This window comes from Luteibaculum oceani, assembly GCF_007995015.1.
Taxonomy (GTDB): domain Bacteria; phylum Bacteroidota; class Bacteroidia; order Flavobacteriales_D; family Luteibaculaceae; genus Luteibaculum; species Luteibaculum oceani.
This window is the reverse complement of sequence record NZ_VORB01000005.1, coordinates 272,934-289,085: the sequence shown is the minus strand read 5'-3', so window position 1 is coordinate 289,085 and position 16,152 is coordinate 272,934. Positions and strand designations below refer to the sequence as shown.

Below are 16,152 nucleotides of genomic sequence, written 5' to 3'. Positions count from 1 at the left end.
AAACGGGACAAGGCGCATTGGTTTCTTCCCAAATGAACTGGTATTCACCCGGCTCGGGAACAAAGGCAAAGGTTTTCGATTGCTTGTTATTGGAGAAGGTAAAAGAACCGTCTGAAGGCAGTCGCCAGGCTCCTTTCCCAAAGGAAGGGGTCGCATCGAGTTGGGTGAAACTTCCACATACCTCGATAGGACTGGGTCCTGCATTGGCAAAGGGTTGTTTTTTAACTACCACCCGCACCGATCCATCGAGTACCAGCCCGCCACAATTGGCGCCTTCATCACGAATGGCGTTGATTTGATACAATCCTCCCTCGAATACATTGAGTTGGAAACTGTTGTTGTTGGTCACTACGGGATTTCCAAAAGGAGTACCGTTTTTAAGGAACTCTATGCGATAAGGTCCTGTTCCACCGGTAATGGCTACGTTGATTTGAGTAGAAGATCCTTCACAGATGTTAATTTCATCGGGATCGGTAATTGAAACGCGTGGAAGATCGAATACATTAACGGCTATGGGGGTATCGAAATTCAGCTCACAGGTATTGACGTTGCCATCGGATAGTCTCGTAAAGCGATACACGGTATTTTCCAGTGGGTTCAGCGGCAAAGATCCCGAATCGGGCAAGAAGCTGTAATCGAGCACCGAAGTCCCTTTGGAGTTGGTAGCGGTTCCTTGCAGTCTAAAGGGCCCGTTACCGGTAAATTCAAAGCCAAGTTCAAAGATGTCCCCCTCGCAGATGTCGCCACCCAAACTGCTAAAGTTAACGGCAGGTTGTGGACGGAAGATAATCGGCGTACCATCTCCAACCGATACACAGGTGTCAATGGGGTCGATTCCGCCACCTAGGCGATCTCCTGCAATAGGAGAAATGTAATAGGTCTTGTTGAACTCTAGCGCAGGGAAATAATCGAAGGAAGGAAACTGGTTAGAATCTAAACGTTCTCCTAAAACAATCCCCGCTCTATCGTGAAGGATGTAATAGAGCGTGTCTTCAGGTTCTAGGAAAGAATTGGATACGTTAGGCACCACCGCAGTTTCGTATTCACAAAACTCCAGTGGATTTATGTCCATGGTTCCCGCAAAGGTGGCACACTCACAGTATTTTCTTGGACGACGGTTAAATACAGCCTCTACATCAGGACAGTTGGATCCGTCGTAAAAACGATAGGAATATTCCACTCCGTTGGGAAGGGTATCCAGCCTATGCACAGCACTTGGGGCTGGAGCGCCGGATTTAACTAGGTTTCCATCTACAAAAAGATCGTACTTGTAGTTGGTTCCGTCTCCGCCAGAGAGTTCAATAACGGGTGTAAACCCAAGGAAAGAGATTCCATCGGGATTGAGGATACAGTCTTCTTCGATGAGTTTTGCTACGATGGGTTCAAACACGCCCACTTCGATGGCTGCAGGTTTTACGATTGGACAACGCAGAGAGCTATTGTCTATCATTCGAGTTACCGAAAAGGTGGTGATATCGGAAAGCGGCTGAGAGAATTGATAGGAGTTAATTACCGGTAGCTCGTTAAGCGCAGGATAGGTATTTCCGTTGCCATCGGAGATTTCAAGATCAAAAGGACCGTTTCCAACCATAGTAGCGGTAATGGTAACAGCAGAATCTTTACAAAGAATAGGGAAATCGGCTGAGAAGGTAAGCTCTGGAGCGGCAATAACACGAACGGTAGCCAATGCCGAAGAATCGATACAGGCTTTTTTACCTTTTATGGTATAGTCGAAAGTAAAAGTCTGTTCGTTGGGGTTGTTGGGCGTGTTTATTCCTCTAAAGAGCTGCCCATCTAAACCACCTGAATTATCTAAATCGGTCCAGGTACCACCTGTTTCTGGGTTGTTGTTAAGTACCGTGAGCAGGGTAAGGGGAATCCCTGATTCACAAATGATGGTATCTCCATTGGAACCTGCATCGGGTTGGTGGTTGATTTGAAGGTTGACATTGGAGGAGTCGGCTGGACAACCTGCAACGGGAACTTTATAGTAGAAAAAGTAATTGCCTTCGTTCACTTTTCTAGGATCAACGATCCCGGTATTGCCGGCAAAAGCCGCTTCTGGCACTCCGTCGTAATTGGTCCAGAATCCACCTGAAGTAACATCATTTCCTAGGTACGGGAATAGATCCAGAGGATTTTCGGTATCGCAAAGTGTATCGATAGCGTTTTGCCCTAAAAATGGAAGTTCGGTCACGGTAACATTCACCACCGCGGAGTCTTTTCCACAGAAAATATCTTGGGTGTATAGAAACTGGTAATCACCAGCGGGAATCCCGCGGTTGTCGAAAAGAGAGCCTGAGAGATTAGCGGGGTTACCGTTGAGGATGGTCCAAACGCCATTAGTAAGCTTCAGCGAATCGGTAATGAGTTGATTTAAATCGAAGTCTTCGTAGATGTTACAAAGCAGGGTGTCTTGGTGAGAGAGTGCCACGGGGTTTCTACCTACAAAAGGGGCAATGGTATCCACTCGGGAACAACCTGCAAGGGAGGTGGAGGTGAGTAAAAAAGTGTCTTGCTCACTCACACGAATTACGCTTTCGCCTTGACCATTGGGTGGGCTAACCAGGTTGGTATTGTTAGACCAGCTGTAATCTACAAAGTTGGCAGAAGAAACGTAGATGGACCAGTTGAGCAGTTCGCCTATATCTGTAGCTATTTTGTCACCAATTAATAATTTCCATTCTCCGGTTATATCCGAACCTATTCCTCCAGTAGGGAAATCCCCAAATTCTGTTTGAAAATTTCCTGTAAAGGGAGCATCGGAGCCAGCAAATGTGGACCTAGGAATATTAGAGAAACAGGTGTTCCGGAAATCTGGTCCGAGATAAAAATTATTTGGTTCCTTTAAAACATATACAAGGTTATCAGGCGACTTTAAAATCAAATGAAGATCTGAAATTTCGCCATGATTTATGTTTATGCATATAGAGTCAATAGTACCTGGAAGAATATATTGCTGGGTAATATTTATAGAGCTAACAAGAAATGAGTCCGTTTCACTTTCAGTTCCGTCCCAATCAAAAGAAATCCCAACATCAGGAATTGGTAAAGGTGATTCGTTAGTACTTCGATAAACCCTATGAAGGGTATCTGGAGAATTAATGGTATTAGGAGCAACTGAAACATCTGTAATTCCACAAATGGAGTCAGTAAAACTTATTTTGTTCGTGAGATTTCCAACGAACAAGAGAAAGCTGGAGCCTAATGAACACCCAGAAAAATCAGTTACAGTTAATGAAACATTATAAACCCCAGTATCACCATAAAGATGAAAGGGAGATTCTGAGGTAGAAATATTGCCATCTCCAAAATCCCATAGGTAATTCACTTCATCAGGTAGGTAGGGAACATCAACTTGCGAAGTAAAAAAGGCAGTATCCCCTAAACAAATATTTTTTATTGTTTGAATATTACAGCTTCCACATTGTTCACAAATTGATACTTCTGAATCTAGGTAATAACCCCCATTATGAATACTGGATTCAAAATCTCTTTGATAATTGAAAGAAAATAATCCAAATGGTATATTGTTTTTATTTCGGATCCATGCATCTTTTACTTGTTCAACCTTTAAAAATCCGCTAGCATATCCATCAATGCCCTCATCCAACCAATTAATACTGATGTCCTTTCCATTAAGTAAAAAACCGCTTTTAAAATTTGAATCGATAAGTACTTTAAAGAAATTTCCATTGGAGGAGTTACCACCTTGGCTTCCTTTTATGTCTAGGGTCCATGATCCTGTATTTTCAAGGGTGTTTAAGTAATTACTTTTAAAATCTGATACAGGGAAAATATTGAAGTAATAATTCGAAAATTTTGGGTAGGAGCATAGGTTGTTACTAAGGCTTACTTTCCTACTAAAGAAAGTGGAATCGATTAAACCAGAGAAAGAAAATTGGTTTACTTGAAAACTGTTTTCAGAGGAAATGGAGATCAAGCCTCCGTTTTTCCCATATAATTGAATTCTTGCAGTACCAAAGGGACTTGGGTCTGTTAGTCCTGCCAGCGCTACTTGCCATGAACTGTCTATAGTAGTTATACTTACTAAGTCATCTTGTAAGCCAATAATTTCCAGATAATCATAATGATTTTCCAGGTTAGATTTTATAATGGTGCCTTCATCGCAAGAATAGGGGTCATTATCTAAAATGTCCTTTCGATCCCTGATTTGCCCAGTTAGGTATTTTTTACCCCATTTAGAAACCGGTATTTGTTGAATTAAGTTGGGTTGATCATAATAAGACTCTAATAATCTTCTGCAACTATTAAATGTATAATCACAACTGTCTGGTATTTCATATTCTTTCGTAGCAGCTTTAGTGGTGAATACAACAACAGGTTTCGTGGAAGAAACTATGTTTTGGCTGAGGGTTGTAGCCTTAACGGATTCATTTGGATGTTTTAGGGAGGTTGGAATACTGTTGTTTATTATTAATGATTCATACTTATCGATTGTTTCCCTAATTGTCGAGAAGTCTGTACCATTAAATTCACGATAGGTAATTTCATTGTTATCCTCAGTTGAAATAATTTCAATAAGATCAGTACGATTTTTGAAGGTGTGGCCGGGGGATGTCTCCCAAATACTTGTATGGTTAATAGCGAAAAGTGTGTCCGAAAAGCTAAGAGGTAAAACAGAATAGTTTAGTTCACGAGCGAATGCATGAACTGCTATGTCCTTTGGGCTTTCAATTAAGATAGCTGATCGGTGCGTTCTAATCCTGAACGGTCTTGGATGATCTAAAAAGAAGGCCGGATTAATAATATGAAAATTATCTTTTGAAGCGGTTATTTTTAAATATTCAAAGTTTCCATCAGGATATGTGATTTTGATAGAATCCAAGCAATATGCTGATGTTATTTTTAAAGTAAGATGATTCAAAACGGCATCGCCAAACCTTTCCCCAGGATTACTGTAATAGGGTATTAAAAAGTTTTTGCCTGCCCAATTTTGACATTGGCCCGATGGTAGATAATTTAAAAATATAATCAGGAGAACCGTTAATTGTCTATATAATGACGACATGTGGTAAAGATAAAAAGGTAGGTGAATTTAATAATCTGTTCCGCCCCGAAAAAAGTTGACAGTTAAAGGGATGGCGAATTAGCTAATTGGGCTGGATTTTCCTGAGTTCGAACTTGGTTAACGGGATCCCTCCTTTCGTCGGGATGACAGCTTTGGGGTACCTCATTCTCGCTCTGCTTCTCATTCTGTAATGGGGATGAAAGGGATGAAGGATGAATGGATGAAGGCTTTTGCCTGAGTTCGAACTTTGGGTTAACGGGGTTCCGCCCAAATGCGGTATGACTGCTTCGGTTTTTAGTGTCGATGCTTGGTTTTACTAAACCCCTGAAGGGGGTGTAAGTATTCTATCACAATAGGGTTAGAGCGGTAATAAACCCCAACGGGGTGATACGGTGCTTGCTTATTGGCTAGTGGCTAATTGGCTTATAAGCATGCTTTTGCCTGAGTTCGAATATGGTTAACGGGATTCTGCCCAAATGCGGGATGAAAGCTCCGAGTCTAGTGGTGTACCATAACAAGCCCAAGAACACCCCAGCCCTGTAGGGGCGACATTCTTATAATTTACAGGTAAATGCAGAAATCCAAGCTCAATAGGAGCGGCACCAACTTGCCGATTGCGTAGTGGTAGAGGCTTGATCTTTTAACCCCGAGTTTCGTGAGGGGTGTTTGTTGACTCCAAAAGCTATTTTTGGAGTCAATTCTGATAAATCTTAAGTATCCACATTAACTCATGCCAAATTATGCTAGGCTTTTTATAAAACTAATTTTATCCCTTGGGGTGTTCGCTGTTTTGATGCTTTGGCTACTGTGGAATGGTTACCTAATAGATATTCCCTCCGATCGCGAGCTTCAAAACTACGAGCTAGCTCAAGCAACTGAAATTTACACCGGAGATAGTGTTTTGCTTGGCAAAATGTACCTTGAAAATCGTCGTTGTATTTCTTTCAACGAAATTCCAAAACCCTTAATTAAATGTCTAATTTCCACCGAAGACAGCCGTTATTACGACCATAATGGGGTGGATTTCATTAGCTTAGGTAGGGTGCTGATAAAAACCATCATACTAGGCGAAGCCTCTGGCGGGGGTAGCACCATAACGCAACAGTTGGTAAAGCAGTGGTTTCCTAGAAGTGGGTATGAGACGAACAACCTGGTGTTTCATAAACTAAGAGAAATGATTACTGCGCTTAAACTGGAGCGCTTTTATAGCAAAGAGGAAATTCTTCAGAATTATTTCAACACGGTAGCTTTTGGCCATAATAATTATGGGGTTTATACCGCCGCCGATTATTACTTTAATAAAAAACCTGCTGAGTTAAGCTTGGTAGAAATGGCCACCCTAGTGGCTTTGCTGCGCGGCACCTCCTTTTACGACCCTCAGCGTTTTCCCGATCGTTGCATGGATAGACGAAACTTGGTATTAGAAAATATGAATAGGCTGGGATATTTGTCTTATTCCCAATTAGCCAAAGCGCAGAAAGCACCTTTAGTTTTATCCCAAAAGAAAAACGACGATTTAGCCCCTTATTTTCTTCAGCATATTAAGCAAAGGGTGGAGGAAATTTGTAGCTCGAAGGAGTATTTTGGATATAATCGACCCAATCCATATACCGATGGTTTACGGGTATACACAACCATAAATTCTAAAGTTCAGGAATATGCCGAAGCAGCCTTAACATCTCATTTGGATGAACTCCAAAAAAAGTTCGACCGAGAATGGACGGATGTACAATGGCGTAGAAATAAAGCTACCCTTATTAGACTTATACGGTTAAATAAATATCCGGGCTATCAAAAGGTTTGCAAAGCTTTGGAAACAGGAAATGTAACCGCGGAAAGCGATTCGCTTTTAAGAGATATTAAAAAAGATTTGCTGCGTCTTCGAGCTGGATTTACCTGTATTAAAAACACCGGGGAGGTTTTGGCTTGGGTCGGCGGTAGGGATTTTTCAAAATCTAAATTCGACCACGTTAAAAGCGCGAGACAAGTAGGTTCAGTTTTTAAACCCATTGTTTATGTAACTGCGGTAGATCAGGGCGTAAACATTTGTAATTACTTTAAAAACCGCAGAAAATCTTTCGACCAATTTGATGATTGGCGCCCAAGAAACGCAAGTAACTCTTACCATGGTGAGTACACTATGAAAGGTGCTTTAACGCACTCCATCAATGTTATTTCGGTAGAGGTATTATTGAGGGCTGGATTGTCTGATGTTCTAAATGTGGCAGAGCAAATGGGTATTTCCCGAGAATTACCGCAAGTACCCAGTATCTCCATAGGGACTCCAGATATTAGTTTATTTCAGATGGTGAATGCCTATACCTGTTTTCCCAATGGCGGGAAACGCTTATCCACCCGTTATATTAATAGCATAAGAGGGATAAATGATGTAGTGCTATATGAGGAAAAAACTAAGGTGGAGCGAGAAATTTTTACCGAAAATGTAGCCGCCATTATGACGAATATGATGGAGTCGGTAGTAAATGTGGGCACATCTCGAGCTTTGCGGAATTCCTATAAATTAAAAGGCCCCATTGCAGGTAAAACCGGAACTTCCCAAAATCAATCTGATGGTTGGTTTATAGGATACACTCCAAAATTTTCTGCTGGTGCTTGGGTAGGTGCCGATTATCCCGATATTCATTTCCGTTCGCTTTCTAGTGGGGCAGGGTCAAAAACCGCATTGCCCATTTGGGCAAAATTTGTAACCCAACTGCAGGAAGACGAGAGTTTGAAATATCTTTTAGAAGGAGAATTTACCCCGCCTAATGCCCGGGATTTAAGATGTCTAAATCAGCCTCTTTATAGAGTTCCTCCCAAACCCGTTTTAGACAGTCTAAGTCAGGACAGTTTGGTGATACTCGAGAGATAGCGTGGTGGATGACCCTCCAATTATTAATTTTCCAAATTGGTAAATTGAAAAATTAACTAAAACCCCAGCTTTTTCCGTACATCCTCCAATACTGGCGCTGATACAGCTCTTGCTTTCTTAGCACCTATCTGTAACAAATTCTCCAGCTTTTCTCGGTCTTCCATAAACTCATGAAAACGCCTTCTCGGCTCCTCAAAGCGCTCGCAAATAAGTTCGAACAATGCCTGCTTGGCATGTCCATAACCGAAATTTCCAGCTAAATATTTTGCTCTTAAATCCTCGGTTTGCTCTTTATTTCCAAGAAGTTCGAAAATCTTAAAGACGTTACAGGTTTCTGGATCTTTCGGCTCCTCTAGTGTTTTGGTGTCCGTAACAATCCCCATAATCTGCTTGCGCAGTTTTTTATCCGGAAGGAAAATGTTGATGTAGTTGTTGTAGGACTTACTCATTTTTCTTCCATCTGTACCCGGGATAGTCATTACTTTCTCGTCTATCTTGGGCTCTGGTACCACAAAGGTTTCCCCGTATTCTCGGTTGAATTTCTCGGCGATATCGCGCGTAATTTCTAAGTGTTGTTTTTGGTCTTTTCCAACCGGAACATAATTGGCACTGTACAATAAAATATCGGCTGCCATTAGCACAGGGTAGTCGAATAACCCAGCATTTACATCGGCTAGATTTTCCGATTTATCCTTAAAGCTATGGGCGTTTGCCAACATAGGGTAGGGAGTAAAGCAATTTAAGTACCATGTAAGCTCGCATACCTCTGGTAAATCACTCTGGCGGTAAAAGGTGTTTTGCTCCACGTCGAAGCCAAATGCTAGCCAAGCGGCAGCAACGGTATGCACGTTTTCTCTTCTTGCTTCTGCGTCCTTTAATGATGTTAAGGAGTGCAGGTCGGCAATAAAAAAGAAAGATTCGTTTTTAGGGTCTTTAGATAATTCAATTCCAGGAATAATAGCTCCTAAAATATTTCCCAAATGTATTTCTCCAGAACTCTGAATTCCGGTTAAAATTCTAGCCATTTATTAATGCTTTGTCCAGTCTATAAATATTTTTCCAGTCGATTTTCCCGACTCTAAAAGTGCATGTGCCTTTGCTACTTCTCGAGGTGCAAAACCACTTGCCGGAATAGTAGGAATGTTCAACTCCTTAAATTTTTGAATTGCTCGGTGGTGGCTTTTAACTACCATAACAGGGTGCTCACCAGAAAGCGACAGCAGGTTAAACCCACATATAGATTGCGAGTTCACAATCAATTTAATAGGCGAGTGAAATCCAAAACCAAAAAGCAACTTTAATTTCCCCAATATTCCTTTTTGATTAAGCTGATCTGCCGCACCAAACAGAATTATTTTTCCACCTTTAGATAAACGAGATAAGTCTTTTTTTACCGTTTGTCCTCCTCGGGCATTAAAAATAAGGTCGAACTTTTCCGATTTATTTTCCAGTTCAGAGTTCAACCAAATGGGGTCTTTTAATCCCATTTCTACTAAGGTGGATATTTTCTCGGCGCTGCCAACAACAGCTTGGGCTTTTACCCCTTTAGCTCTCAGGAAGTGGTATAGAAAGTAACCGACTCCACCTGCGGCAGAATATACCAATGCAGTTTTGCCTTCAGCAATTCCAGTGTATTCCTCCGCCATAAGGTAGGCCGTTAAAAAAGCCGTTGTGTAATTAATGGCTTCTTCTGTAGCCATATCATCGGGAATGGGAATGAGCCCCTCGGAATTAAGGTTGATATGTTTTCTATATCCGCCAAATCGCGCCAAACTAACCACCCTCTTACCCAATAAATTAGGGTCGGCTTCTTTGCCCAACTCCACTACTTTTCCAACCAAATCGTACCCCAAAACAAAGGGTAGATTTTTAACGGGGGCGTATAGACCTAATCTGGCCATAACATCGGCAAAATTTAAACCAGAAGCTTCTACTTCTACAATGGCTTCTTTTTGCACGGGTTTGGGCATCTGAAAATTCTGAAGCGTAAAAGCCTCCTGGGAGTTTCCAAATTTGGTGAGGGCTAATTGTTGGCTTTCCATGGGCTTAATTTTTTCCGGCTACGCAAATTACAAATTCCCCTTTGGGAGCATTGTTTTTAAAGTGATTTAAGAGTTCGCTTAAGCTCCCTCTTTTGTGCTCCTCGAATTTTTTAGTGATTTCTCTCGATACTGATGCTTTTCTATCGCCAAATGCCTCTAACATTTGTTCCAAAGATTTTACAATGCGGTGCGGAGATTCGTAAAAAACTAGGGTATCTTCTAGCTCAGCTAAATAACTTAAGCGTTTTATCCGTCCTTTTTTATGTGGTAAAAACCCGTTGAAGAAAAAGCTATTACAAGGCAGGCCACTGGCCACTACCGCTGGAATAAATGCAACGGCTCCAGTTAGTACTTCTACCTCTATCCCATTGGCTACACAGGATTGTACTAGCAAATAACCGGGGTCGGAAATCCCTGGGGTACCAGCGTCCGATACCAATGCCAGAATTTCACCTTGTTTAAGGTGATCGATAACCATGTCGGTTTTATGGTGCTCGTTGTGCGCGTGAAAGGCAATTAAAGGTTTAGCAATGCCAAGATGTTGCAGTAGTTTTCCAGACGTTCGGGTGTCTTCGGCGAGGATTTTATCCACCTCGTTTAAAACCACTTTAGCTCTATCGGTGATATCTCCTAAATTGCCAATGGGGGTGGGTACTAAAAACAATTTCCCTAAGCTCATATCTCAGAAATAAAATGCTTAATCATTTCTAAAACAGCTTCATAGCGGGTAAATGGTAAGGTTTCTGCCTTGTCGAAAATATCGTGGTAGGCCGTAATTCCTCCCATGGTATAAATGAAAAATGCTGGCACCCCTTTTTTCGTAAACCAATAGTGATCCGAATTAGCCGCTTCGCCCCTTAGTTTTATGTTGGTAAAAGGTGTACTTAACTTCTGATTGGCAGCATCGAGCTTTTCCATCCACGCTGGAAATGTTTTTCCGTTCACCACTGCAAATCCGTCTTCTCCCGTCCCTAGCAAGTCTACATTCAACACAAATTGTGTTTTAGCAAGCGAAATGGCAGGATTTTCGGTGTAGAACTTTGAGCCAAGTAAACCAATTTCCTCTCCTGCAAAAAACAGAAAAGCTATGTTTTTTTTGGGAGGATGCTGGGCATAGTCCTTGGCCAAGTTTAAAACCGCACTTACTCCCGAGGCATTGTCGTTAGCCCCTGGAATATAGGTTTCGTTATCCAATCCACCCAAATGATCGTAATGTGCCGTAATGAAAACCACTTGCGAATCGCTGGGGTTTCCCCAAATGATTCCCCCTACATTTTTACTCTCAAAAGGTTTGGCTATTTGTTTTATCCGCAGCGCTATGGCTGTTTTTTCTGGAATGTTTTTAAGGCTGGTTTTTAAAATGGGGTAGCGAAAGGCCTTTTGCGATACGGAGGCCGTTAGCTTTTCATGCCCATAGATGATTAGGGGATAAGAATTAGAAAGCAAAGCCTTGTACAAATTGGGATCAGGCGATTTATTTAAATCCTGCTGATTAACCGCTAGGGCAACAGAGCCCTCGGGGTATTTTCCAAACAACTCTCTAAAAAACTCCTTGTCTAGGGTTTCGGGCAGATTTAATTCAATGGCTTCTATCTCACCCTCAAAAGTTCCCGATTGTGCATCTGGTATGTAATCCACGCCCAACTGAAGCTCGGTTTCTCCAATGCTAAAACGGTGTTTTCCAATAAAAATATTGGCCTGATGCGTAAAGGATTGAAAGTAGTCTTGGTTAAATAATGGAGTTACTCCGTATTGCTGCAATTGGGTTTTTAAATATTCCGCAGCTTTGTCCACCCCATTCTTTACATAACCTCTTCCGAAAAAATAAGGGCTACAAAGGGTGTCGGTTTGGCTTTGGGCAAATTTCTTTTGACCCTGTACGGTCAATGAGAGTAATAGGAAACTAATAAGTAGTGCGCGCATCATTAGTTTAGATGTCTTCTTTCTACTAAATCCATAAATGCCAATACGTTGTTGTCCTCTTCATTCCATTTGTAATTTGGGGCAACATCTCGTTTTACTATAGTTAATGCTTCCTTGTAGCTATTGCATTTGTTTAACTCGTCTACCACCTGGTTAAAATGATCGGCATTTTGCTTAAAAAGCTCATTGATAAATTGATAACGCTGATTGATCCCTATGGCTTTTTTCAAGTCGTCTATTGGGGCTTTTTTTAGCTTTTCGTTAAGCGATTTCCCTTGTCGTTGCTCAGATAATCTATCGTTTAAACTGGGTTCGCGCTCTATGTTTTCAACCGTTTTAGCAGCCGTCTGATTTTCTACGACTTTACTTTCTGCTACCACCGGTTCTACAGGTTTGGGAGGCTCGGGTTGTTTTTTGGGTTCTGGGGTTTTAGTCTCGATTTTTATCTCCGGTACGGAAGCTTTTTCTTCCTTTGGTGTTGCTTGCGCTTTGGCGGGCTCTATCTTTACTGCAACAGGTTCTTTGTCTTTTTGAACCTCTTCCTCTATAGCATCGATTAGCGAAATTTGGTTGCGGAGATCTATAGCCATGCTAGGCTTATCTTCGGGGTTATCACCTTTTTCAATAACACCTTCGTAGGCCTTGAAGCGCATAATTAGCAGACGTTCTTCTAACTCGCGAACCACGGAAATAAACTCGTTTAATCCCGGCTCATTAAGCTTGCCTTTTGCTAATTTTTTGTGGCTTTTTTCGATCTTTTCAACCAACTCCTCCAAACTATAGAACGTAGACTCCATGCATTTAATTTAGATGTCAAAAATATAAATCCCTTAGCCTAAATACGAAGGAATGTTTAATGTATTATTGATTTTACGAGCTTAGAGGTAATATTTATTTATGGGAAGACTCGAATTTATTTGTGGACCAATGTTTTCTGGAAAGACCGAGGAGCTACTCCGACGGGTGAAAAGAGCCGAATTGGCACAAAGAAAAGTGGCTTGTTATAAGTCTAAGGTAGATAATCGCTATGATGGTCAAGATATTGTTTCGCACAATAAAAAAGCTCGAAAAAGTGTTCCCATTTCCAGTCTAAAACAACTTCAAAACGAAACTGCAGAAATAATTGCTATTGATGAGGTGCAATTTTTCGATGCTGCAGAAATTGAGATTTTAAACGAATTGGCCTTTGGTGGAAAGATTATTATTGCGGCAGGATTGGATATGGACTTCACTGGAAAACCCTTTCCCGCATCTTCGGCTTTGTTGGCCATTGCAAACAAGGTATTAAAGTTAACCGCTATTTGCATGACCTGCGGAGAAGAGGCGAGTTATTCCCGTCGTTTGGGAAAGGATCAACAATCGGTATTAATCGGAGCGGGAGAAAAATACGAACCGCGATGTAGAAAACATTTTAGGTAACATGTTCCCCATAGCATCAAATAAGTTAAAGGAAATAACAGGTGGATTTTGGTATCAGGAAAGTGAACCCGAAATCCAAATTACCACGGTTTTTACCGATACCCGAAAAATATATAGCGATCCGAGCGCCATTTACATTGCATTGGAAGGGCCCAATTATAATGGGCATGCTTTTGTTAAGGAGGCCTACAACAAGGGCATTCGATTGTTTATTGTTAGTGAAATTAGAGATGAATTCCCCCAGGGAGCACATTATTTAAGGGTAAAAGACACGCTTTTTGCGCTGCATCAATGGGCAGTGTACACCCGCAATAATTTCCACTCAAAGGTTATTGGGGTTACCGGAAGCAATGGGAAAACCATGTTTAAGGAGTGGTTTGCCGCAATTACAGAGGAAGAATTACCGCTGTTTAGAAATCCCAAAAGCTTTAACTCTCAGGTAGGAGTTCCCCTTTCTATTTTACCTCTGGATAATAGTTATGCTCTAGGCGTTTTTGAGGCAGGAATTTCCAAACCAGGGGAAATGGAAAAACTGGAGCGACTGATTAAGCCACACATTGGGGTTTTTACTCATTTGGGTTCCGCTCATGATGAAGGCTTTCAGAATAGAGAGGAAAAATTTAGAGAGAAGATTCAGCTTTTTAAAAACTCCTCTTCCCTCATCCTTCCCACCCACCTGTCACTTGAATATCAGGATATTATTAAGGAGGAAATTCCCGAATGTGAAATCATCACGGTAGGCTCCGAAATGGAATCTACCTTCCGCATTACCACTCAAATTCAGGCGAATCAGGCTCAGGTGGTATTTCATGCTCCTGAGGAGTATATTTTTAAAATTCCCTTTTCAGATAAGGGTTCTGTGCTTAACTGTACGCTGGCAATTGTTTGTTATTTACGACTAAAACTTCCAGTGAATAAATTACAAGAAAGGCTATCTACCCTGCGCTCTATACCCATGCGTCAGCAATACAGCCGAACCCTTGGTAATGCCATTATCATTAACGATGCGTATAGTCTCGATGTGGAGTCTCTACAAATTGCTTTGGAGTTTTTGGATCAGCAAGCGGGCGAGCGAGAAAAATGTTTAATCATTAGCGACTTTGCAGAGCCACTACACAAGGTTGAACAATACGCTAGGTTAGTAGAGTTAGTGAAAAACCGGGGGATCCAAAATTTCATTGGAATAGGTCCAGATTTATTCCAATCTCAACCGGTTAAAAGCGGGAAATACTATCCATCTACCAAAGAATTTCTGCATCAGCTGCAATCGCAAAATTTCAATAATCAGGCGGTTTTGGTAAAAGGCGGAAGAAAATTTCAATTAGAAAAAGTGGTTCAGGCTTTACAAACCCAACGTCACCAAACCACCTTGGAAATAAACCTTTCGGCCATTGTTAGAAATTACAATGCGCTACGTCTAAAGTTATCGCCCAACACCAAGATAATGGCAATGGTTAAAGCTGCCGGGTATGGTGGTGGGATTGTGGAAGTAGGGAATATGCTTAAAAACAATGGGGTAGATTACATTGGTGTGGCGTTTACTCAGGAAGGTATTGCATTAAGGAAAGCGGGTATTCAACTGCCGATTTTAGTGTTAAACCCCTGGTTAGATGAGGCGGAAGACTTAATTGAGTTCGAGCTAATCCCCTCCATTTATAGAATGCAGAGTTTGTTTCAGTTGGATGAAGTAGCAAAATCTTTAAAAAAGGATGTTACCGTTCATTTAAAATTAGAAACAGGGATGAATAGGTTGGGTATGCAAGCATCCGATGTGGTGGAATGTGCAGAGGAGTTTAAGAGGCTTAACCATGTGCGGGTAAAAGGAATTTATTCGCATTTGGCAGCTGCCGACGAGGAAGATTTTAATGATTTTACCCGGGAGCAGGTGGAAATATTTAATCGCACCGCAAAGCAATTGGAGTCGATTTTGGGGTACAGACTAACAAAACACATAGCTAATACCGCCGGGGCTTTGCGATTTCCAGAAGCACATTTCGATATGGTGCGTTTCGGTATAGGGCTCTATGGATATAACCCCACCAGAACAGAATTAAAGTTAGAGCTTGCCATGCAATTCAAGAGCTCTCTTTCGCAAATTAAAATCTTGAAAAAAGGAGAGTCCGCTGGCTACTCCAGAAAATACGTTGCAGATAAAGAAACCCGTATTGGAATATTACCTGTTGGCTATGCCGATGGTTTGCCCAGAAGTAGTGGGAATCAGAATTTTTCGGTGCTTTTCCCAGAAAAAGGGTACGCGCCAATAATAGGGAACGTGTGCATGGATATGTGCATGATAGATCTTGGAGACCTCGATGTTTCTGAAGGAGATGTTGCCGTTATTTTCGGTCATCAATATCCAATTAGTATCTTGGCAAATGCAAATCACACTATTGCATACGAAATTCTTTGTCGGATTTCAGACCGTGTGAAACGCGTTTACTATGAAGACTAATGCTGCATCCCTTTCCCTCTCTGGCATTACCGAGGTTTGTTTGTATTCATCGGACCTAAGTCTTTCCAAGGAGTTTTACTGCGATAAACTTGGGTTTCGACTAATCTCGGAATCCGAAAGTCATTTATTTTTTAAAGTAGAAAACCAGGTTCTTTTAATTTTCGATCCAGATAAAAGTAAAGAGCAAGATCAGCTACCTGCCCATTTTGCGCATGGAAATCAACACATAGCATTTGAGGTTTACCCGGGAGAATACGAGGTATGGAAAGAAAAACTCAAAAATCTGGGAATAGAAATAATTAAAGAGCAGTTTTGGGGTAAAAGCAAGCTACGGTCTTTTTATTTTTGCGATCCAGATTCACATGTTCTCGAAATTTTAGAAGGGAATATCTGGGCGTCGCTCTAATGGAAA

The 16,152-nt window shown here is 41.4% G+C and carries 10 protein-coding genes; 4 read left to right on the top strand and 6 right to left on the bottom strand.

The genetic code is table 11. The features are described from left to right. Window positions 1-5,032: PKD domain-containing protein (locus FRX97_RS12255; RefSeq protein ID WP_170227067.1), on the bottom strand; the 5,032-nt coding region annotated here is incomplete at its 3' end. 730 nt (window positions 5,033-5,762) lie between these two features. Between FRX97_RS12255 and FRX97_RS07250 the strand changes: the two genes are divergently transcribed. Further along, on the top strand, window positions 5,763-7,904 hold the full coding sequence (locus FRX97_RS07250; protein ID WP_147014527.1) for a transglycosylase domain-containing protein: 2,142 nt from the start codon (window positions 5,763-5,765) through the stop codon (window positions 7,902-7,904). A gap of 56 nt (window positions 7,905-7,960) precedes the next feature. Here FRX97_RS07250 and trpS read toward each other — a convergent pair whose 3' ends face one another. Genes trpS through FRX97_RS07225 form a run of 5 tightly spaced genes read right to left on the bottom strand, consistent with a single transcriptional unit; the run spans window position 7,961 to window position 12,666 of the window. Next, window positions 7,961-8,929, bottom strand: coding sequence for a tryptophan--tRNA ligase (trpS, locus tag FRX97_RS07245; RefSeq protein WP_147014526.1), 969 nt, complete (start codon window positions 8,927-8,929; stop codon window positions 7,961-7,963). Window positions 8,930-8,932: 3 nt separating this feature from the next. Further along, window positions 8,933-9,946, bottom strand: coding sequence for an alcohol dehydrogenase catalytic domain-containing protein (locus FRX97_RS07240; RefSeq protein ID WP_147014525.1), 1,014 nt, complete (start codon window positions 9,944-9,946; stop codon window positions 8,933-8,935). 4 nt (window positions 9,947-9,950) lie between these two features. Then, window positions 9,951-10,625, bottom strand: coding sequence for a 16S rRNA (cytidine(1402)-2'-O)-methyltransferase (gene rsmI / locus FRX97_RS07235; RefSeq protein ID WP_147014524.1), 675 nt, complete (start codon window positions 10,623-10,625; stop codon window positions 9,951-9,953). Beyond that, window positions 10,622-11,872, bottom strand: coding sequence for a M28 family metallopeptidase (locus tag FRX97_RS07230; RefSeq protein ID WP_147014523.1), 1,251 nt, complete (start codon window positions 11,870-11,872; stop codon window positions 10,622-10,624). The genes rsmI and FRX97_RS07230 overlap by 4 nt, the downstream gene beginning before the upstream one ends. Further along, window positions 11,872-12,666 (bottom strand): hypothetical protein, encoded by a 795-nt coding sequence (locus tag FRX97_RS07225; RefSeq protein WP_147014522.1) that lies wholly within the window; start codon window positions 12,664-12,666, stop codon window positions 11,872-11,874. The genes FRX97_RS07230 and FRX97_RS07225 overlap by 1 nt, the downstream gene beginning before the upstream one ends. A gap of 100 nt (window positions 12,667-12,766) precedes the next feature. Here FRX97_RS07225 and FRX97_RS07220 point away from each other — a divergent pair, with 100 nt between their 5' ends. From FRX97_RS07220 to FRX97_RS07210, 3 genes are read left to right on the top strand one after another with little or no spacing between them, the layout of a single operon-like run. Further along, entirely contained in the window at window positions 12,767-13,288 is a 522-nt protein-coding gene (locus FRX97_RS07220; protein WP_147014521.1) for a thymidine kinase, read from the top strand. Window position 13,289: 1 nt separating this feature from the next. Then, on the top strand, window positions 13,290-15,740 hold the full coding sequence (locus FRX97_RS07215; RefSeq protein WP_147014520.1) for a bifunctional UDP-N-acetylmuramoyl-tripeptide:D-alanyl-D-alanine ligase/alanine racemase: 2,451 nt from the start codon (window positions 13,290-13,292) through the stop codon (window positions 15,738-15,740). Next, on the top strand, window positions 15,730-16,146 hold the full coding sequence (locus FRX97_RS07210; protein WP_147014519.1) for a VOC family protein: 417 nt from the start codon (window positions 15,730-15,732) through the stop codon (window positions 16,144-16,146). The genes FRX97_RS07215 and FRX97_RS07210 overlap by 11 nt, the downstream gene beginning before the upstream one ends. The last annotated feature ends 6 nt before the right edge of the window (window positions 16,147-16,152 follow it).